The 19,786-nt window shown below is 66.5% G+C and carries 18 protein-coding genes; 2 read left to right on the forward strand and 16 right to left on the reverse strand.

All coding sequences use genetic code 11. The features are described from left to right. The 7 genes from FHR96_RS21015 to kdgD all read right to left on the reverse strand — a co-directional run. Positions 1–320, reverse strand: a 320-nt coding sequence (locus FHR96_RS21015; RefSeq protein WP_183389672.1) for an aldehyde dehydrogenase family protein, incomplete at its 3' end; no start/stop codon positions are given. A gap of 110 nt (positions 321–430) precedes the next feature. Then, positions 431–1,756, reverse strand: a complete 1,326-nt coding sequence (locus tag FHR96_RS21020; protein WP_183389673.1) for an enolase C-terminal domain-like protein — start codon at positions 1,754–1,756, stop codon at positions 431–433. 42 nt (positions 1,757–1,798) lie between these two features. Then, positions 1,799–3,367, reverse strand: coding sequence for a galactarate dehydratase (gene garD / locus FHR96_RS21025; RefSeq protein ID WP_183389674.1), 1,569 nt, complete (start codon positions 3,365–3,367; stop codon positions 1,799–1,801). 34 nt (positions 3,368–3,401) lie between these two features. Then, positions 3,402–4,913, reverse strand: a complete 1,512-nt coding sequence (locus FHR96_RS21030) for a tripartite tricarboxylate transporter permease (protein ID WP_183389675.1) — start codon at positions 4,911–4,913, stop codon at positions 3,402–3,404. Between the two features lie 13 nt (positions 4,914–4,926). Beyond that, positions 4,927–5,370 (reverse strand): tripartite tricarboxylate transporter TctB family protein, encoded by a 444-nt coding sequence (locus tag FHR96_RS21035; protein ID WP_183389676.1) that lies wholly within the window; start codon positions 5,368–5,370, stop codon positions 4,927–4,929. Positions 5,371–5,470: 100 nt separating this feature from the next. Then, complete coding sequence (locus tag FHR96_RS21040; protein ID WP_183389677.1) at positions 5,471–6,523, reverse strand: type 2 periplasmic-binding domain-containing protein; 1,053 nt, start codon at positions 6,521–6,523, stop codon at positions 5,471–5,473. 48 nt (positions 6,524–6,571) lie between these two features. Continuing rightward, complete coding sequence (kdgD, locus tag FHR96_RS21045; RefSeq protein WP_183389678.1) at positions 6,572–7,489, reverse strand: 5-dehydro-4-deoxyglucarate dehydratase; 918 nt, start codon at positions 7,487–7,489, stop codon at positions 6,572–6,574. A gap of 210 nt (positions 7,490–7,699) precedes the next feature. Here kdgD and FHR96_RS21050 point away from each other — a divergent pair, with 210 nt between their 5' ends. Then, the gene (locus FHR96_RS21050; RefSeq protein WP_183389679.1) at positions 7,700–8,662 is read left to right on the forward strand and encodes an AEC family transporter; all 963 of its coding nucleotides are present in this window, start codon (positions 7,700–7,702) and stop codon (positions 8,660–8,662) included. A 97-nt stretch (positions 8,663–8,759) separates the two neighbouring features. Here FHR96_RS21050 and FHR96_RS21055 read toward each other — a convergent pair whose 3' ends face one another. The 9 genes from FHR96_RS21055 to FHR96_RS21095 form a co-directional block, all read right to left on the reverse strand. Beyond that, complete coding sequence (locus tag FHR96_RS21055; RefSeq protein ID WP_183389680.1) at positions 8,760–9,080, reverse strand: antibiotic biosynthesis monooxygenase family protein; 321 nt, start codon at positions 9,078–9,080, stop codon at positions 8,760–8,762. A gap of 29 nt (positions 9,081–9,109) precedes the next feature. Then, positions 9,110–9,592: a phosphohistidine phosphatase SixA gene (gene sixA, locus FHR96_RS21060; protein ID WP_183389681.1), complete on the reverse strand. Its 483-nt coding sequence runs from the start codon at positions 9,590–9,592 to the stop codon at positions 9,110–9,112. Beyond that, positions 9,585–10,685 carry an NAD(P)H-dependent glycerol-3-phosphate dehydrogenase gene (locus FHR96_RS21065; RefSeq protein WP_183389689.1) on the reverse strand — a complete coding sequence of 367 codons (1,101 nt, stop codon included), beginning with the start codon at positions 10,683–10,685 and terminating at the stop codon, positions 9,585–9,587. The genes sixA and FHR96_RS21065 overlap by 8 nt, the downstream gene beginning before the upstream one ends. 148 nt (positions 10,686–10,833) lie before the next feature. After that, positions 10,834–12,276 carry an NAD(P)(+) transhydrogenase (Re/Si-specific) subunit beta gene (locus tag FHR96_RS21070; protein ID WP_183389682.1) on the reverse strand — a complete coding sequence of 481 codons (1,443 nt, stop codon included), beginning with the start codon at positions 12,274–12,276 and terminating at the stop codon, positions 10,834–10,836. Between the two features lie 17 nt (positions 12,277–12,293). Further along, complete coding sequence (locus FHR96_RS21075) at positions 12,294–13,865, reverse strand: Re/Si-specific NAD(P)(+) transhydrogenase subunit alpha (protein ID WP_183389683.1); 1,572 nt, start codon at positions 13,863–13,865, stop codon at positions 12,294–12,296. Between the two features lie 352 nt (positions 13,866–14,217). Further along, complete coding sequence (gene htpG / locus FHR96_RS21080; protein ID WP_183389684.1) at positions 14,218–16,122, reverse strand: molecular chaperone HtpG; 1,905 nt, start codon at positions 16,120–16,122, stop codon at positions 14,218–14,220. Positions 16,123–16,209: 87 nt separating this feature from the next. After that, positions 16,210–16,671, reverse strand: a complete 462-nt coding sequence (locus FHR96_RS21085) for a PaaI family thioesterase (protein WP_183389685.1) — start codon at positions 16,669–16,671, stop codon at positions 16,210–16,212. Next, positions 16,664–17,161, reverse strand: coding sequence for a PaaI family thioesterase (locus FHR96_RS21090; RefSeq protein ID WP_183389686.1), 498 nt, complete (start codon positions 17,159–17,161; stop codon positions 16,664–16,666). The genes FHR96_RS21085 and FHR96_RS21090 overlap by 8 nt, the downstream gene beginning before the upstream one ends. Before the next feature lie 96 nt (positions 17,162–17,257). Next, entirely contained in the window at positions 17,258–17,587 is a 330-nt protein-coding gene (locus FHR96_RS21095) for a YkvA family protein (RefSeq protein ID WP_183389687.1), read from the reverse strand. 154 nt (positions 17,588–17,741) lie between these two features. Between FHR96_RS21095 and FHR96_RS21100 the strand changes: the two genes are divergently transcribed. Continuing rightward, positions 17,742–19,694, forward strand: coding sequence for a transglycosylase SLT domain-containing protein (locus FHR96_RS21100; RefSeq protein ID WP_183389688.1), 1,953 nt, complete (start codon positions 17,742–17,744; stop codon positions 19,692–19,694). Positions 19,695–19,786 lie beyond the last annotated feature (92 nt).

Below are 19,786 nucleotides of genomic sequence, written 5' to 3' on the forward strand. Positions count from 1 at the left end.
CAGGTGCGGCCGCGCTCGCCCTCCAGCCGGGCCCGCGGCAGGCCGGACTCGGCCATGGCACGGGTGATCAAGTCATCGCCGATGGCCTCGATCTCCTCGGCCACGGTCTCGAGGAACGCGGCGCGGGCCTCGAGGCCGGTCTCGCGATAGGCGTCGAAGGCGGCCCAGGCCAGCGCGCAGGCCTGTTCCACCTCGGCCTGGCCGCCGGCGGGATAGGCCGGGGACAGGGTCTCGCCGGTGGCGGGGTCGACGGCGTGGATCGGCTTGCCGTCGCTGGTCACGGCCTGTTGGCCGATCAGTTGCTTGCCTTCCAGGGTCATGCGGCTTCTCCTGTCGTGGGGCGCCGGATCACGGCGCCGTTCAGGTCGGGCGGACGATCGATGAATATCGCCTCGCCTGGCAATGGGGTGGATAGCTCAGCGCATCCGCATCAGCGGACCAGGGCCGGACGCTTGGGATCGAACTCCCAGCCCTTGATCAGGTACTGCATCGCCATGGCATCGTTGCGCTGGGTCACGTCGAGACGCTTGTACTTCTCGTGCGCCTCCATGAGCTTGTCGTCGTCCAGCTCGATGCCGAGGCCCGGCGTCTTGGGCACGGTCAGCTTGCCGCCGCGGATCTGGAACGGCTCCTTGGTGATGCGCTGGCCGTCCTGCCAGATCCAGTGGGTGTCGATGGCGGTGATTTCGCCCGGGCAGGCGGCGGCCACATGGGTCATCATCGCCAGCGAGACGTCGAAGTGATTGTTGCTGTGCGAGCCCCAGGTCATGCCCCACTCGTTGCACAGCTCGCCCACGGCCACGGCGCCCTGCATGGTCCAGAAATGGCAGTCGGCCAGCGGGATATCGACCGAGTTGAGCTGCACGGCCAGCTGCAGCTGCTTGTAGTCGGTGGCGATCATGTTGGTGGCGGTGGGCAGGCCGGTACGCTTCTTGAACTCCGCCATGGTCTCGCGGCCGGAGAACCCGCCTTCCTGGCCGCAGGGATCCTCGGCGTAGCTGAGCAGGTGCTTGATCGGCTCCAGCACGCGCACCGCCTCGTCCAGTTTCCAGGCCCCGTTAGGGTCCAGCGTCAGGCGCGCCTCGGGGAAGGCCTCGTGCAGCGCGCGGATGCAGTCGGCCTCCTCCTCGCCGCGCAGCACGCCGCCCTTGAGCTTGAAGTCCTTGAAGCCGTAGCGCTCATAGGCGGCCTTGGCCAGGTTGGCGACGGCCTCGGGCGTCATGGCTTCGCGGTAACGCACCTCGTCCCAGGCATCGACCGGATCGGTCGCCCGGGGATACGGCAGGTCGGTCTTGTCCGGGTCGCCGAGCAGGAACAGATAGCCCAGGGCCTCGACCTCGTCGCGCTGGCGGCCGTACTGGCCCAGCAGGTCGGCCACCGGCATGCCCAGCGCCTGGCCGAAGAGGTCGAACAGCGCCGACTCGATGGCGGTGATGACATGCACGGCTACGCGCAGGTCGAAGGTCTGGCGCCCGCGCTCCTCCGGGCCGCCCTGGGCCAGCAGGCCCCGGCAGCGAGTCAGCACCTGCTTGACCTCGTTGACCCGCGCTCCCTCCACCAGGCCGCGGCACTTCTCGAGCCCTTTCTGGATGCCCTCGCTGGTGGGAATCTCGCCGACGCCGCGGTTGCCGGACTCGTCCTCCAGCACCAGCACGCAGCGGATGAACCAGGGCGCGTGGCCGCCGCTCAGATTGAGCAGGAAGCCGTCTTCGCCGGCGACCGGCACGATGTTCATCTTGGTGATCTTGGGAAACATGGCATTGCCTCTTGTACGTTCGAAAGGGCCATCGAAGGAAAGTCAGGTCACCGGCGCGGGGTTGAACAGCACCAGGTCGTTGTAAAGCCCAAGCCGGTCGGCGGCGACCCGCTGGCGGCCGCTGGCCACCTCGAGGATCAGGTGGAACAGCTCCCAGCCCATGTCCTCGATGGTGGCGTCGCCGGTGGCGATGCGCCCGGCGTCGAGATCGATCAGGTCGTGCCAGCGCTGCCCCAGGGTGGAGTTGCTGGAGACCTTGATGACCGGCGTCATCGGCAGGTTGTAGGGCGTGCCGCGACCGGTGGTGAAGACCTGCAGGTTCATGCCGGCGGCGGCCTGCAGGGTGCCGCAGATGAAATCGCTGGCCGGCGTGGCGGCAAAGGTCAGGCCGCGCTTGCGCACCCGCTCGCCCGGCCCGATGACGTCGGCGATCGGCGAATCGCCGGACTTGATCACCGAGCCGAGCGCCTTTTCGACGATGTTGGACAGCCCGCCCTGCTTGTTTCCCGGCGAGGTGTTGGCGCTGCGATCCGCCTGCCCCTGAGAGAGATAGTCGTCGTACCAGGCCATCTGGTCGATCAGCGCCTGGCCGACCTCGGGGTTCACCGCCCGCGGAGTCAGTAGGTGGATGGCGTCGCGCACCTCGGTGACTTCGGAGAACATCACGCTGCCCCCGGCGCGCACGATCAGGTCGGTGGCGAAGCCCACCGCCGGGTTGGCGGTCAGTCCGGAGAAGGCATCGCTGCCGCCGCACTGCATGCCGACCACCAGCTCGGAGGCCGGACAGGTTTCGCGGCGGCGGCGGTCGAGACGCTCGAGATGGCGCTCGGCCATGGCCATGATGCCCTCGATCATCTCGCCGAAGCCCGTGAAGGACTCGTCCTGCAGGCTCAGCACGTTGGCCTCGGGGTCGGCGGCCTCGGTGTTCTCATAGATCTTCACCGGCCGGTCCTCGACCAGGGTCGAGGGCTGCAGCTTCTCGCAGCCCAGCCCGATGACCATCACCTCGTTGCCGAAGTTGGGGTTCAGGGCCAGGTGCTTGAGGGTGCGGATCGGCACCACCGCGGCCGGCGCGTTGATCGCCACGCCGCAGCCGTAGCTGTGATTGAGTCCCACCACGTCGTCGACGTTGGGAAAGCGCGGCAGCAGCTCGCGCTTGATGCGCTGGACCACGTGATCGACGGTGCCGGCCACGCACTGCACGCTGGTGGTGATGCCGAGCACGTTCTTGGTGCCGACGCTGCCGTCGGCGTTGCGGAAACCCTCGAAGGTATAGCCTTCCAGCGGCTCGGTTTGCGGTGCCTGCCGCGTCGCCAGCGGAAGATCCTCCAGCGCCGGCGGCGTGGGCATGTGCAGGTTGGTCTCGCTGACGTGGCCACCCTGGGGTATCGGAGTGGCGGCGGTCCCGATGACCTCGCCGTAGCGGATCACCTCGTCACCCTCCGCCAGCGCCACCAGCGCCACCTTATGGCCCTGGGGCACGTCGGCCTGGAGCTCGATGCCATCGTCGAGCCGTTCGCCGGCGGCCAGGCCTCCCCGGCCGACGACCACGGCGACATTGTCGCGCGGGTGAATGCGGATCACCCGGGGAGCCGGTGTCGACTGAATCATGATCGGACCTCGCGATGGATCGGGTTACAGGAAATCATTGAGACGTCTCCAGGCGGCGCTTGGCGCGGCTCTTCAGGCCCATGGTGACCGAGAAGGCCACGGAGGCGGCGATCAGCAGCCAGAGCACCACGGCGATGGGGCTCTTGGTGAAGAAGATCGAGTAGGTGCCGAAGGACTCCAGGCTCTTGACGAAATAGACCTCCGCCTGGCCGCCGAGAATGAAGCCGATGATCAGCGGCGCGACCTCGAGCCCGACCTTCTGGATCAGGTAGCCCAGCACGCCGAAGATCAGCAGCGTCCAGACGTCGAACATGATGCCGTAGTTGATCGCGTAGGCACCGACCACGCACATCATCACGATGATCGGGTAGAGGATGTACTTGGGCACCAGCACCACCTTGGCGATGTGCTTGATGGCATAGAACATCAGGAAGAACATCACGACGTTGGCGAACACCAGGGCGATCATCATCACGTACCAGGTGTCGGCGTTCTCCGGAATGAACAGCGGACCGACCTGGATGCCCTGCAGGGTGAAGGCGCCGATCAGGATGGCGGTGGTGGAATCCCCCGGGATGCCGAGCGACAGCAGCGGGATCAGCGCGCCGCCGGTCAGGGCATTGTTGGCCGACTCGGAGGCGATCAGGCCCTGGGGGGCGCCCTTGCCCATCTCGCTGGAATCGCGGGAGAGATTCTTCTCCTGGGTGTAGGCCAGCACCGAGGCGGCGCTGCCACCGACGCCCGGCAGCATACCGACGAAGGTGCCGATGAAGGACGAGCGCACCAGGTTGGTCAGCCGGCCCTTGAAGATGCCCAGGGAGAAACCGCCGCCCTTTCCGAACTTGATGTTCTTGCCGGCCAGGCCGCTCTTCACGCCTTCCTCGGCCTCGAGCAGGATGGTGGCGATGCCGAAGATACCGATCAGCACCGGCAACAGGGAGAAGCCCTCGAACAGGTAAGGTTCGAGGAAATCGAACATCAGGCGGGTATGACCGTTGCCGCCGTCGGAGATGCTGTAGGTGCCGATCAGGCTCAGCCAGATGCCCAGCACGCCGCTGAAGATGCCCACCAGCATGTTGCGGGACATGGAGGCGATGACGGTCAGCGCCAGCAGGATGATCAGAAACTTCTCGACGTAGGAGAACTTGATCGAGAACTCGGCCAGCACCGGCGCGAACAGGAACAGCACGATGGCGCTGATGAGACCCCCGATCAGTGACGCCACCACGCAGACTCTCAGGGCGCGCTCGCCCTCGCCCTTCTGGGCCATGGGATAGCCGTCGAAGGTGGTGGTGATCGAGGATGGCGTGCCGGGGATGTTGAGCAGCACCGCCGGCACCATGCCGCCGGAGATGCCCCCCACGTAGAGGCCCAGCAGCAGCGCCAGGCCGTGATTGAGGCCGAGCGCGTAGGTCAGCGGCAGACACACCGCCACGGCCATGGTAGCGGTCATCCCGGGGATGGCCCCGAAGATGATGCCGACCAGGCCCCCCAGGGCCGCCAGCAGGAAGAAGGTGATATCGAGTAGCGACAGGATATCGAACATGGAAATGTCTCCGCTACGGCAGGGTGATCTGGAACAGCTTGGCGAGGATGAACCACGCCAGGCTCGGCGCCACGAGTGCGTTGATGGCAGCCGTGATGACCTTGCGCCGAGTCCTGGTATGCATGTACATCAGCGACATCAGGAACAGGAAGGCCATCGACACGAACAGGAAGCCGTAGCCGGTGTAGGGAAAGAGGTTGCCGACCACCGCCATCAGGTAGAAATAGGCGACGATCAGCGCCAGGGTTCCGAAGAAGCGGAACTTGTCCATGGACTCGCCCAGGATCGGCAGCGTCTTTTCGCCTCGCCGGACGGCGGCGAGGAAGGGCGCCACGTTGAACACCAGGATCAGGGCAAAGAGACCGCCCATCAGCCAGTGAATGATGTGGGGAAAGAACAGATGAGAGGTCTCGAAGTCGATCGAGACGCTCAGCAGGGATGACAGTCCTGATTCCATGGCGGCTCCGGTAAGGGCTCTATCAGGTGGCCTTTCGATCGTTTTGGGCTCAAAAAGCAGCTGTGAAGCGCCGGCGGTGGGGCCCGCCGGCGATCCTGCCTTACTGGATGTTGGTGATGATGTCCTCGTAGACGGACATCTTGGTCTCCAGGTATTCGGCGGCTTCTTCAGACGGCTTGAAGTTGGGGATGAAGAAGGAGTTCTTCTGGGTCTCCTGGATCTCGCCCTCGGCATAGATCTCGGTGAGTGCCTGATCGATCTGGTCGACGATGGCCGGATCCATGTCCTTGTTGTAGAGGAAGAAGAATTCCTTATCGAAGGTGAAGTCGTCGCCGTTGCCCATGGGCACGGAGACGTTGGGCTCGACGTACTGCAGCAGCTGCTCGCGAGTGGTCTTGCCCAGCCCGTCTTCCGGCGCCTGCTCGATGGTGCTGTTACGCGCCGTGAGCCACAGGAAGCGCATGGCCTTCTGATCGTCTTCCGGCAGACGAGTGTACTGCTCGTTGGCCTGCACGGTGCCGTTGATCATGTCGGCCTGGTCGTCGAAGAGCTGCTGGTTCTTGTCGGCCTGGGAACCGGTGTTGACCGCCACCAGGTTGTCTTCCATGCCCGGATGCTCGATGGCGATGGCATTCTTCAGGGCACTGAAGCCGATCTCCGAGACGCCGCCCGGCTGGATGGCGACACGCACCTCCTCGCCGTTGCCTACCGCCTCGATCACGTCGTCCAGGGTCTGGTAGGGCGAATCCTTGGGCACCAGATAGGCGTTGCCCGGGTTGATGGCGATGGTCGGCCCGATGGTGTACTTGTCGAAGATGTCCTCGTAGCCCTCGACACCGTACAGGTACCCGAGATAGGACTGATCATGGAAGATCATCAGGGTGTTGCCGCGCGGATCGCGATCCAGGAAGCGGAAGGCCGAGCTCGCGCCGACGGCATCCACCTTCATGTTGAGATCGAGATGCTCGGCCAGGGCATCGACCACGATGTTCGAGTTCTGGTAGGTGTCGCCACCGGTAGAGGTCGAGCCGATCACCACGCGGACGTTGCCGCGCAGCGGTCCGTCGGCGGCCAGGGCCGCGGTGCTGCCGAAGGCCATGCCGGCCATCAGCACGGAGGTTCCGAGTGTCTTGTAGATGCTGGGCATGCTCATGGGTTCACCTCTTCGCTGTCGTTGTTGAGTGTGGGTGAAGATGGGCTATCAGTAGCCCTTGGCAGTTTCGACCAGGCTTTCCAGTCGAGCCCGCTCGTCGGCAGAGGGCATCTCCAGCGGCGCGCGCACGCTGCCGGCGGGACGCCCGATGATATCGACGCCGGCCTTGATCAGGCTGACCGCATAGCCGGCCTTGTTGTCGCGAAGATCGACGAAGGGCACGAAGAACTCGCGCGAGATACGACGCACGGTGTCGGTGTCGCCGGCTCGCAGCGCCTTGTAGAAGGTCACCGCCATGTCCGGCACGAAGTTGAACACCGCGCTGGAGTAGGTGTTCACGCCGACGGCCAGGTACGCCTCGGCCATGATCTCGGCGGTAGGCACGCCGCCCACGTAGGCCAGGCGGTCGCCGACGGTCTTGATGATCCGGTTGAGGGCCTGCATGTCGCCCTTGCCGTCCTTGAGGCCGACCAGGTTGGGGCAGGCATCGGCCAGGCGCTGCACCGCCGCCGGCTGCATGATGCCGTTGCCGCGGTTGTAGTAGATCACGCTGATGGACGTTGAATCGCAGATCTGCCGGGCGTACTCCACCAGGCCGTCCTGCGGGCATTCGGTCAGGTAGGGCGGCATCAGCAGGATGCCGTCGGCGCCCTCCTCCTCGGCGATGCGGGCGAAGGCACTGCCGGTGGCGACGCTCAGGCCCGCACTGGCGATCACCGGCAGCTTGCCGTCGACGGTATTGACCGCCAGTCGCACGATCTCGCGGAACTCGTCCTGTGACAGGTTGAAGAACTCCCCGGTGCCCCCGGCGACGAACACCGCCGAGATTTCGTGGCTGATGAACCACTCCAGCCGCCGGCGATAGCTCTCGGCATCGAAACGCCCCTCGGCGTCGAAATCGGTGACCGGGAAGGACAGCAGCCCGTCACTGATAGCCCTCTTGACCTCTTCGCGTGTAAAACTCACCTGATCGTCCTCTCGTCGTCCGCTGGGTGACACGAGGAAAGGCGTCGCCCTCATGTCATACATCATACAAATGACAAACTAGCCGTCCGATCTCGGACTGACAAGAGGCCCTGTGGTAGATTTAGACCAAAGTTGCATCGCGACTCACCAGGCTCGAACGCCGCGCTCGGTCGGCGTCATCCCAGTACTGCCCGCTCCCAGGACGCACGCATGTCATTGATCGACATCTTCCTCTCGACCCTCAACATCACCCTGCCGGTGTTCGCCATGGTGTTCATCGGCATCGGCCTGAAGCGCCTTCGCTGGATCGACCAGGCCTTCGTCAACACGGCATCGAAGCTGGTCTTTCGCGGCACCCTGCCGGCGATGCTGTTCTTCGGCCTGGCCGATGCCGACCTGGAGGCAACGCTCGATCCCTGGATGCTCGGCTTCTTCGCCCTGGCCACCCTGGCGAGTTTCGTCGCGGCCTGGGGATGGGCCCTGCTGCGGGTCCGGCGCCCGCTGCGCGGCGTCTATGTGCAGGGGGCGTTTCGCGGCAACTGCGGTATCGTCGGACTGGCCCTGGCCGCCGGCATGTATGGCGATGCCGGCCTGTCACTGGGCGGCCTGCTGCTTGGCGTGGTGATCCTGAGCTACAACGTGCTGTCGGTGATCGTGCTGGCGAGCTACCAACCACAGGAGGACGGCGCCTCCCATGGCGTCGACTGGGGCAGTATCCTCCACCATATCGTGACCAATCCGCTGATCCTCGCGGTGATCGCGGCCACGCCGTTCGCCGTGTTCGAGGTCCCGCTGCCCGGCTGGCTCACCACCACCGGCGACTACTTCGCCTCGCTCACGCTGCCGCTGGCGCTGATCTGCATTGGCGCCACGCTCTCCACCCGCGCCCTCAAGAAAGGTTATCGCACCACGCTGAGCGCCAGCCTGGCCAAGATGGTGGCCGTGCCCGCCGTGGCAACGTTACTGGCGGTGGCGGCGGGATTCACCGGCCCTGCGCTGGGGGTGATGTTCCTGTTTTTCGCCAGCCCCACCGCGGCCGCGGCCTTCGTGATGGCCAAGGCCATGGGCAACGACGAGACGCTGACCGCCAATATCATCGCCCTCACCACGCTGATGGCCAGCCTCACGGTGACGCTCGGCGTCTTCGTACTACGCGCGGCAGGCCTGATCTAAGGTTTTCCTTGCGACCTCCCTGCCCGAAACGACGACGGCGCCCATCGGGCGCCGTCGTCCTGTCGAACCGTGGGGAAAGGTCGACCGATACATCGGGTCAGCGATAGCTGCCGGCGACGGTCCCCTCGACCACCTCGAACTGCTCGAGCCCGCCGCCTTCGGCGGTGGCCTCCGCCGGCAGCGGGTTGGCGTGGGCGCGCTTGAAGTCATCGCTGCCCACCCAGGCGCGAAAGGCGTCCTGGCTCTCCCACTCCGTCTCCACCACATAGGGCGCCTGGTTGCCCTGAGGCCTGAGCACCCGCATGGCGACGAAACCCGGCTGCTTGTCGATCTCCCCGGCGCGGGCCCGGAAGCGGGCCTCGAACTCGTCCTCGAAGCCGGGGTTCACGTGAATGCGATTATTGACGATATAGCTCATCTCGACTCCTCTCCTTCGGGACATCCGCCTCAGACGAGATCGGCAGGGGCGGTGAAGCGGGTCAGCCGTGCGCAGCCGGCGGCGGGTACCTCGGCGTCGAGCTCGGCGATGGCGGCGGTGGGAAATCCCGGCCCGCGGTCGGCCCGCCCATCCACCAGCAGCCCGGTGAGCCCGCCCACCAGCGGCATGTGACTGACCAGCAGCAGCGGCCGATCGCCGTCCTGCGCCAGCAGCCACTCGACCACCGCCTCGGGCGAGTCGTCCGGGGTGATCCGTTCCAGGGTCTCGACCGACAGCCCCAGGGCCTCGCCGAGGCGTTCGGCGGTCTGTTGTGCCCGTCGATAGGGGCTCGCCAGCAGCCGCAGCCGGTCAAGGGCCAGGTCGTCGCGCCCGGCCAGCCAGGTCCCCATGCGGGCCGCCTCGTCGGCGCCCCGCGCGGTCAGCTCGCGGGCCGGATCGGGACTGCCCCATCCGGCCTCGCCGTGGCGCATGATCAGCAGCGGTTCAGTCATGGCCGCCTCCGGTGTCGCGGTGATCCTGTTGCACGTCCTCCCGCGAGAGCACGAACTCCACGTCGCTGCTCTGCTGGCCGCGCATCAGCAGCCGCGCCATTTCCCGGGCCGGCACGCCCTCGAACAGTACCTGGTAGAGCCCCTCGGCGATGGGCATGTAGACGCCCTCCTCGCGGGCCTTGTCACGTACCAGACGCACGGTATTGACGCCCTCGGCCACCTGGCCCAGCGCCTCGACGGCCTCGTCCAGGGTCCGCCCCTCGCCCAGGGCGAAGCCGACCCGGTAATTGCGCGAGCGGCTCGACGAGCAGGTGACGATCAGGTCGCCGACGCCCGCCAGGCCCAGGAAGGTCATGGGATTGGCTCCCTGGGACACGGCGAAGCGGCTCATCTCGGCCAGCGCCCGCGTCATCAGCATGCTGCGGGTGTTCTCGCCCATGCCCAGCGCCGCCGCCATGCCGGCGGCGATGGCGTAGAGATTCTTGAGCGCTCCGCCGAGCTCGACCCCGTAGCGGTCGTTGCTGGCATAGACCCGGAAGTAGCCGCAGCCCAGCGCGGTCTGCACCCGGGTACGGGTCAGGGCATCATGGCTGGCGATCACCGTGGCGGTGAGCTGACGTTCGGCGACCTCGGTGGCCAGGTTGGGTCCCGACAGCACGCCGATGTGGGCAAAGCCGGTCTCCTCCTCGAGGATCTGGCTCATCAGCTTGAAGCCCTCTTCCTGAATGCCCTTGGTGGTGCTCACCAGGATCTGCGAGGCATCCATCCAGGGACGCGCCTGGCGCACCACGTCGCGGAAGGCCTTGGAGGGGATGGCCACCAGCACCAGGCCGGCGCCCGGCAGCACCTCCTCGAAGGCGGTCGAGGCGCGCACGGCGGGATTGATGGCATAGTCGGGCAGGTAGCGGCCATTGCGATGCTCGAGGTTGATCTGCTCGACCAGCGCAGGGTCGCGCAGCCATTGGCGCACCTCGAAGCCGTTGTCGGCGGCGATGCTGGCCAGCGCGGTGCCGAAGCTGCCGCCGCCGAGCACCGCCACCCTGTTATTGCGATCATCGCTATCACGATCATCGTTGCTGCGATCACCGTTCATAGGATCACTGTGACTGCGATCAAGGCTGCGATCGTCGGACATGCTCGCCCCGGAACTGGAAGTGGTTCGGGGATTGTAACGAAAAACGCCCCCATGAGGGGGCGTCGTGTCGGCGCGATGCGGGCCGTCGGAGGCGGCCCGCTGCCGTTCAGTCGATCATCGGCACCAGGGTGTCGATGCTCGAGCGGGCATCGCCGTAGAGCATCCGGGTGTTCTCCTTGAAGAACAGCGGATTCTCGATGCCCGAGTAGCCGGTCCCCTGCCCGCGCTTGCAGACGAACACCTGCTTGGCTTCCCAGACCTTCAGCACCGGCATGCCGGCGATCGGGCTATTGGGATCTTCCTGGGCGGCCGGATTGACGATGTCGTTGGAGCCGATGACGATCACCACGTCGGTGTCGGCGAAATCGTCGTTGATCTCGTCCATCTCCAGCACGATGTCGTAGGGCACCTTGGCCTCGGCCAGCAGCACGTTCATGTGCCCCGGCAGGCGACCGGCGACCGGGTGGATGCCGAAGCGCACTTCCTTGCCGGCGCTGCGCAGCTTGCGGGTCAGCTCGCTGACCGCGTTCTGCGCCTGGGCCACCGCCATGCCGTATCCCGGCACGATGATCACGCTGTCGGCATCGTTCAGCGCACTGGCCACGCCGGCGGTGTCGATGGCGACCTGCTCGCCTTCGATCTCCGCGGCCGGGCCCTGGCTGCCACCGAAGCCACCCAGGATCACGTTGACGAAGTTGCGGTTCATCGCCTTGCACATGATGTAGGAGAGGATGGCACCGGAGGAGCCCACCAGGGCGCCGGTGACGATCAGCAGGTCATTGGACAGCGTGAAACCGATGGCCGCCGCCGCCCAGCCGGAGTAGCTGTTGAGCATCGACACCACCACCGGCATGTCGGCGCCGCCGATGCCCATGATCAGGTGGTAGCCGATGAAGAACGCCAGCAGCGCGACGAGCAGCAGGGTCCAGAAGCCCGCGCCGTTGAAGTAGAGCATCGCCAGCACCACGGCCAGCGCCACGGCCCCGGCATTCAGCAGGTGCCCGCCGGGCAACTGACGGGGCTTGCCGTCGACCTTGCCGGCCAGCTTGCCGAAGGCGATCACCGAGCCGGTGAAGGTCACCGCACCGATGAACACACCCAGCACCACCTCGATCTGCAGGAAGGTGAGCTCAGCAGGGGTCTTGTGGGCCAGCAAGGCCGCGAAGGCAGAGAAACCCTCGGCCCCCTGCTCGGCGAGCTGGCTGGCCAGCACCCGGCGCCGTTCCAGGTCGGCGTTGAAGCCGACGAACACCGCGGCCAGGCCGACGAAGCTGTGCAGCGCCGCTACCAGCTGCGGCATCTCGGTCATCTCGACCTTCTTGGCCACGTAGGCACCGATGCCGGCGCCGATGACCATCATCGGCAGCATCCACCAGTAGCCACCGATGCCCGGCCCGAGGGAAGTGAAGAACACCGCCACGGCCATGCCGATGATGCCGTACCAGACGGCCCGCTTGGCCTTCTCCTGGTTGCTCAGTCCCCCCAGGGAGAGGATGAAGAGTACGCTTGCCGCAATCGAAGCGGCAGATACGAAACCTTGTCCCAACATTTATCGTTCTCCGCCGCTCAGGATTTCTGGAACATGGCGAGCATCCGGCGCGTGACCTGGAAGCCCCCCACGATGTTGATGGTGGCGATCAGCACCGAGATGCCGGCGAGCAGGCTCACCAGTGCGCTTCCCGAGCCGATCTGCAACACGGCCCCGAGCACGATGATGCCGGAGATCGCGTTGGTCACCGCCATCAGCGGGGTGTGTAGCGAGTGGCTGACGCCCCAGATCACCTGGAAGCCCACGAAGCAGGCCAGGGCGAAGACGATGAAGTGCGACATGAACGAGGCCGGCGCCACCTGACCGAGCAGCAGCATCAGCGCACCGCCAACGCCCAGCAGCGCAGCCTGGCGCTTGGTCTGGGCCAAGAAGGCGGCGTGCTCGGCGGCCTTCTTCTCTTCCGGCGTGGGCTCGGGCTCCTTGGGCTTGGGCTTGGCCGAGGCGATCGCCTGCACCTTGGGCGGCGGCGGCGGGAAGGTGATGTCGCCCTGGTGGGTCACCGTCGAACCACGAATGACGTCGTCATCCATGTTGTGGTGGATGACGCCATCCTTCTCCGGCGTCAGGTCGGTGAGCATGTGGCGAATGTTGGTGGAGTAGAGCAGCGAGGCCTGGGTCGCCATGCGCGACGGGAAGTCGGTATAGCCGACCACGATCACCCCGTTATCGGTGACGACGCGCTGGTCCGGCACCGTCAGGTCGCAGTTGCCACCCTTCTCGGCGGCCAGATCGACGATCACCGAGCCCGGCTTCATGGCCTTGACCATGTCCTCGAGCCACAGCTTGGGCGCCGGGCGGCCGGGAATCAGGGCAGTGGTGATGACGATATCCACTTCCGGCGCCTGTTCGCGGAACAGCGCCAGCTGCTTCTCGCGGAACTCCGGGCTGGAGGGCGCCGCATAGCCGCCGCTGCCCGAGCCGTCCTGGCTATCCTCGAAGTCGAGGAACAGGAACTCGGCACCCATCGATTCGATCTGCTCGGCCACCTCGGGACGCACGTCGAAGGCGCGCACCACGGCACCCAGGCTGGTCGCGGTGCCGATGGCGGCGAGCCCCGCCACCCCGGCGCCGACGATCAGCACCTTGGCCGGCGGCACCTTGCCCGCGGCCGTCACCTGGCCGGTGAAGAAGCGACCGAACTGGTTGCCCGCCTCGATCACCGCGCGATAGCCGGCGATGTTGGCGGTGGACGACAGGGCGTCCATCTTCTGGGCCCGCGAGATGCGCGGCACCATGTCCATGGCGACGACGGTGGCGCCGGTGTCGCGACAGCGCTCGAGGAGCGCCTCGTTCTGGGCCGGCCAGAAGAACGATATCAGGGTCTGGTCGCCGCGCAGGTAGCCGGCCTCCTCCTCGGAGGGCTCGCGCACCTTGATCACCACCTCGGCGGCGTCCCACAGGGCCTTGGTGCCCTCGACGACGGTGACGCCGGCCTGGCGGTAGGCCTCGTCATCGAAGCCGGCGGCCGCACCGGCGCCGGCCTCGATGAGGCATTCGTGTCCCAGCTTCTGGATATGTTGCGCGCTGTCCGGGGTCAGCGCGACACGCGCTTCCCCCGGGGCATGCTCCTTGGGTGCACCAATCTTCACGTTGGATCTCCCGTGTGACGTTTTAGTATTGAAATTGTGCATAACCTGGACGGACCAGTCTTACGTAGCCGGCGCAGAATCTCAACCCGCATGGCGGGGATAAAAGCGTCGATGACGCCCCCGATATGCCCATGAAAACAAGCGGCTGGAGTTGACCAATACGTCAAGGTCAAGCCCCGGGACGCATGGCAACGGGGCTCCTGGCAACGCAGCAGGCTATGCGCGCTACGGATGACGCAGCGCAACAAATTCCGTCTCGGCGAAGAAATATAGCCCAAGGCAGGCGCGCCGACCGCCCGGTGAGGCGATCGGCGCGGGCGGCGCCACCCGAAAGGCGGCGCGGCAGGAAGGGTCAGGCGCTCAACAGGGCGTTGAGACGCTTGACGTAGGCGGCCGGATCGTCGAGATGGCCGCCCTCGGCGATGATCGCCTGGTCGAGCAGGATGCGCGCCAGATCGGCGAACCCTTCACCCTCGACGCCCTCAAGGCGCGCCACCAGGGCGTGCTCGGGGTTCAGCTCGAGGATCGGCTTGACCTCCGGCATCGGCTGGCCGGCGGCTTCCATGATGCGGCGCATCTGGTAGCCCATCTCGTGCTCCGGCAACACCACGCAGGCCGGGGAGTCGGTCAGCCGGTGGGTCACCTTGACCTCCTGGACCTCGTCGCCGAGCGCTTCCTTGACACGCTTGACCAGGTCTTCCTTGGCCTTGGCGGTCTCTTCCTGGGCCTTCTTCTCTTCCTCGTCCTCGACCTCGCCGAGGTCCAGGTCGCCCTTGGCCACGTCGACGAGTTTCTTGCCCTCGAACTCGGTCAGGTGGCTCATCAGCCACTCGTCGATGCGGTCGTGGAGCAGCAGCACCTCGATGCCCTTCTTGCGGAAGATCTCCAGATGCGGGCTCGACTTGGTGGCGTTGAAGCCGTCGGCGACGATGTAGTAGATCTTCTCCTGCCCTTCCTTCATGCGCCCGATGTAGTCGGCCAGCGACTGGTCCTGGGTGGCACTGTCGGTATGGGTGGTGGAGAAGCGCAGCAGGCCGGCGATCTTCTCGCGGTTGGCGTGGTCTTCCGCCGGGCCTTCCTTGAGCACGCTGCCGAAGGTGTTCCAGAAGGTCTGGTAGGCTTCGGGATCCTTGGCCAGCTTCTTGAGCATGTCCAGCGAACGCTTGGTCAGCGCGCTCTTGATCTTCTCGACCTGCGGGTCCTGCTGGAGCAGCTCGCGGGAGACGTTCAACGACAGGTCGCGGGTGTCCAGCACGCCCTTGATGAAGCGCAGGTAGAGCGGCAGGAACTGCTCGGCGTCGTCCATGATGAAGACGCGCTGTACGTAGAGCTTCACGCCGCGGGCGCCGTCGCGCTCGTAGAGGTCGAACGGGGCGCGGCCCGGCACGTAGAGCAGGCTGGTGTATTCGAGCTTGCCCTCGACCTTGTTGTGGCTCCAGGTCAGCGGATCGCTGAAGTCGTGGGCGACGTGCTTGTAGAACGCCTTGTACTCGTCGTCGGTGAGCTCGCTCTTGGGACGCACCCACAGCGCGGTGGCCTCGTTGACGGTCTCCCAGCTGACGGTTTCGCTGCCCTCGATCTCGTTGCCGTCCTCGTCGCGGGCCTTCTCGACCCGGGGCATGCGCACCGGCACCTCGATGTGGTCGGAGTACTTGCGCACCAGGCTCTGCAGGCGGAAGTCGTCGGCGAACTCGCGGGCGTCCTCCTTCAGGTGCAGGATGATCTCGGTACCGTGGGCCTCGCGCTCGATGTCGGCGACGCTGAACTCGCCCTCGCCCCGGGAGTGCCATTCGACGCCCTCGGCCTGCTCGGTGCCGGCCTTGCGGGTGCGCACCGTGACTTCGTCGGCGACGATGAAGCCGGAATAGAAGCCGACGCCGAACTGGCCGATCAGCTTGGCATCCTTCTGCTGCTCGCCGGAGAGCTGCTTGAGGAACTCGGCGGTGCCGCTGCGGGCGATGGTGCCGAGGTTCTCGATCACCTCGTCACGGGTCATGCCAATGCCGTTGTCGCGCAGGGTGACGGTGCCGGCCTCGGCATCGTGCTCGATCTCGATGCGCAGCTCGCTGTCGCCCTCGTAGATGGCATCGTTGTCCAGCGCCGCATAGCGCAGCTTGTCGCAGGCGTCGGCGGCGTTGGAGATGAGCTCGCGCAGGAAGATTTCCCGGTTGGAGTACAGGGAGTGGATCATCAGGTGAAGAAGCTGCTTGACCTCGGTCTGGAAGCCGAGGGTCTCTTCACGGGTGGCAGTGGTCATGTCTTTCGGACCCCTTGTCGACGTGTCGGCGGTGGCGAGGCCACCAGTTGCTTGGCTTCCATCGATATGGGGACCGCCCGGATTTTTTCAAGCGCCCGGTTCGCCGAGCACGAAGTGCAGTCGCGCGGTGGCTACCGGAACGTCTTCGCTCTGCTGCCAGGCGTGCACCCGCACGTTGGCCAGGCGCCGGCCCTCCCGCATCAGCTCGCAGCGCGCCAGGGTCGGTACCACCCGGGCACTGCGCAGGTAATCGAGAGAGACATCGACGATGCGCGGCAGGCGCGGCTCGCGGGCGGCAAGCATCAGATCCAGGGTAGCGGCGGTTTCCATGAAGGCCGCCACGACTCCGCCATGCAGCGCCGGCAGCAGCCGATTGCCGACGTTGTCCTCGCGGGGCTCGAGGCGAAAGATCAGCCCCTCGCCATCCTCGGCCGGGGCGGCCGAGACGCCGATGCGACGCGCATAGGGAATTCGGGCCAGCCAGGCCGCCACATCCCCCGACGCCCGGGTGCGGGCCAGCCACTCGGTGTCACCGAAGCCGTCAACCATGATCGTTCTCCTCGGCAAACAATGCCGCCGCGAACCCTGGCGGCGTGTTGCGCGGCCCAAGCCGCGCGAAGTTGGCGATGCCCCGGGCCAGGGGCTCATTCGCGGCCTGCCAGACCCGCCCCTCGGTGAACACCACCGAGGCGGTCACCGCCACCGCCCGCGCCTCGACGATGAGATCCGCGCCCGCCACGCCGGGACGAAAGTGATCGAGGCGCAGGTCGAGCGTCGGGCACACTTCCAGTTCGGGTAGTGACGGCAACACCGCCGCGCCACAGGCAGTGTCCAGCAGCATGGTCAGCAGACCGCCATGCACCAGCCCCCGCCCTTCGTCGCCCAACAGGTCGTCTTGCCAGGGCAACCGCAGACGGACGCCCTCGGGGCCCGCCGCAAGCGCCTCGAGTCCGAGCATCCGGGTATGCGGGATGGCCGAGACAAAGCGCTGCAGGGCACGCCGCCAGTCTTCGGGGCCGGGTTCGTCGATGGAGCGCATGAGCACCTCTCGGGTCAGCAGCGGGCCTGGCCGGCCTATTTCAAACGCTTGACTAAACGCTACTCCCGCGCCGCTCATCGAGGCAAGGCGCCGCCCTCAACGCGGCGCGGCGTCACGCTCCCCGCGAAAGACGCGATAATCCTCCAGGGCGCGATCCACTCGCGTAAGCAGCCAACCGACGATCACCGCATCATCCATCAGTCCCAGTGCCAGCAACATATCGGGCACCAGGTCCAGCGGCGAAAGCAGGTAAACCAGCGCCGCGAGCATCCAGCCCAGCGCCGGCCAGGGCACCGGGCGATACCGGCCACGTACCACATCCGCCAGCATCGGCGGAAACCAGCGCAGGGCCCGACGCATGCGCACGAAGACGCCGGCGCGGCGCTTCAGGCGCTGGAGCGAGGGGGAACCATCGGGACGCCTCATGGGCATTCTCCTTGCCGACGAGCGGGAATACCGCTACAGGATGAGGATAGCCAGGGCCGAATGCCAGTCGTCGGCCAGCGGCGACACTACTCAATTGACGCTCCATCGGCGACCATGTGGGACCGCTCACCGCACCACCCCGAGAGGCGACACGATGCCAAGCACCTCGTTCCGCATCCCCTGGAAGCCCCTGCTGACCGCCGCCCTGATGGGCCTGACGGCCGCCGGGCAGGCCCAGGCCGACGACCGCGCCATGCGCGATGCCCTCCAGGCGGCGCGCTCCCACGACTGGCAGGCCATCGACCGGGCCGCCATCAACGATCACGTGCTGGCTGGCTACGTCGATTATCACCGGCTCAAGGCGCGGCTGCCCGGCGCGACGGCCAGCGAAGTGCAAGCCTTCATCGAGCAACACGCCGATTCACCGCTGGCCGGCTGGCTGCGCGGTCAGGCCATCACGGCCTACGGCGAGGCCGGCCGTTATCCCTCACTGCTGGCGGTGGCGGATGGCGAGCCCCGCGGCACCGAACGCCAGTGCCACTACTATACTGCCCTGCTCGGCAGCGACCCGGCCACCGCCGCCGAGGGCGGCCGCGCGCTGTGGCGCGTCGGCCACTCCCAGCCGGACGCCTGCAACGCGCTGTTCAACACCCTGCGCGCGCGCGGCGAGATCGGCCCGGAACAGGTCTGGGAGCGCCTCACCCTGGCCTGGCAGGCGGGTGAAAGCGGCATGGTCGACTACCTGGGACGACAGCTCGGCGACGACTGGTCGGGCGCCCGTGCGGCCCTGGCACGGCTCGAGGCGGACTTCTCGGCGATCACTCGGATCCCCGCCTGCATCGGCCCGGACTGCCGGGGCAGCGGTGCCCTGTTCGCCGCCGCCATGCACGGCTATACCCGCGCCGACAGTGCGGCCGCCCTGGAAGCCTGGCGCTCGCTGGCACCGCGCCTGGTCATCGACGACGCCCATCGCAACGCCATCGAGCGCGATCTGGCCTTCTACTCACTGGTCAGGGATATCGATCGCAACCGTGACTGGGTCGACGGCGTGCTGCCGCGCCTCGATGACCCCGAGTTGACCGAGCTGCGCATCCGGGTCGCCCTGGCCGACCGTGACTGGCCCGGCGTGCTGGCCTGGGCCGACCGCCTGCCCGCGGAAGACGCCGGCGATGCCCGCTGGCAGTACTGGCGTGCCCGTGCCCTGGAACAGCTCGGCGATGATGCCGGCGCTCAAGCGGCCTACGCCAAGGCCGCCAGCCAGCGCAGCTTCTTCGGTTTCGCCGCCGCCGACCATCTCGGCCAACCCTACGCCTTGAACCGCGCCTCCACCTCGGTCGACGAGGCCAGCCGACGTGAGATCGCCGCCCTGCCGGCGGTGCGCCGCACCGAAGCCCTGCTGCGCATCGGCGAACCGGGCCTGGCCAGCAGCGAGTGGTATGCTGCTGCGGCTCGCGTCACCTCCGACCAGGCCATGGCGATGGCCGACTATGCGGCACGCCAGCACTGGCCCGCCCGGCTGGTACAGACCACCATCGCCGCCCAGCTGTGGGATGCCCTGGAGTGGCGCTTCCCCGAGGCCTATCGGGCCGACTTCCTGCGCTGGGGAAATGTCAACGACGTCGATCCCTACCTGCTGATGGGAATCGCCCGGCGTGAGAGCGCCTACAACCCCGAGGCGCTCTCGCCGGCCGGGGCCCGTGGCCTGATGCAGCTGATGCCGGGCACCGCTCGCCAGGTCAGCCAACGGCTCGGGCTGGCCGACCCGGGTCGCTTCGGCATTCTCGACCCGTCGACCAACATCCGCCTGGGCAGCGCCTACATCGGCGAGATGCTCGAGCGCTATCGCGGCAACCGCCTGGCGGCGACCGCCGCCTACAACGCCGGCCCGCAGCGTGTCGACCGCTGGCTACGCCATGCGCCAGAGCAGTTCGACCTGTTCGTTGAATCCATCCCCTTCCGCGAAACGCGCAACTACGTGCAAGCCGTACTCGCCTATCGCGTGATATTCGAAAGCCTGGCCAAGGGCGGCAGCGCCAGCGGCGTGTCGATGCTGACGGACGCGGAACGCAGCGGGGAGTACAACGGCTCGCTGCTGGCGAGGAATTAAGCTGGAAGCTGGAAGCTGGAAGCTGGAAGCTGGAAGCTGGAAGCTGGAAGCTGGAAGCTGGAAGCTGGAAGCTGGAAGCTGGAAGCTGGAAG

The sequence above is a fragment of the Halomonas organivorans genome (assembly GCF_014192055.1).
Classification (GTDB): Bacteria; Pseudomonadota; Gammaproteobacteria; order Pseudomonadales; family Halomonadaceae; genus Halomonas; species Halomonas organivorans.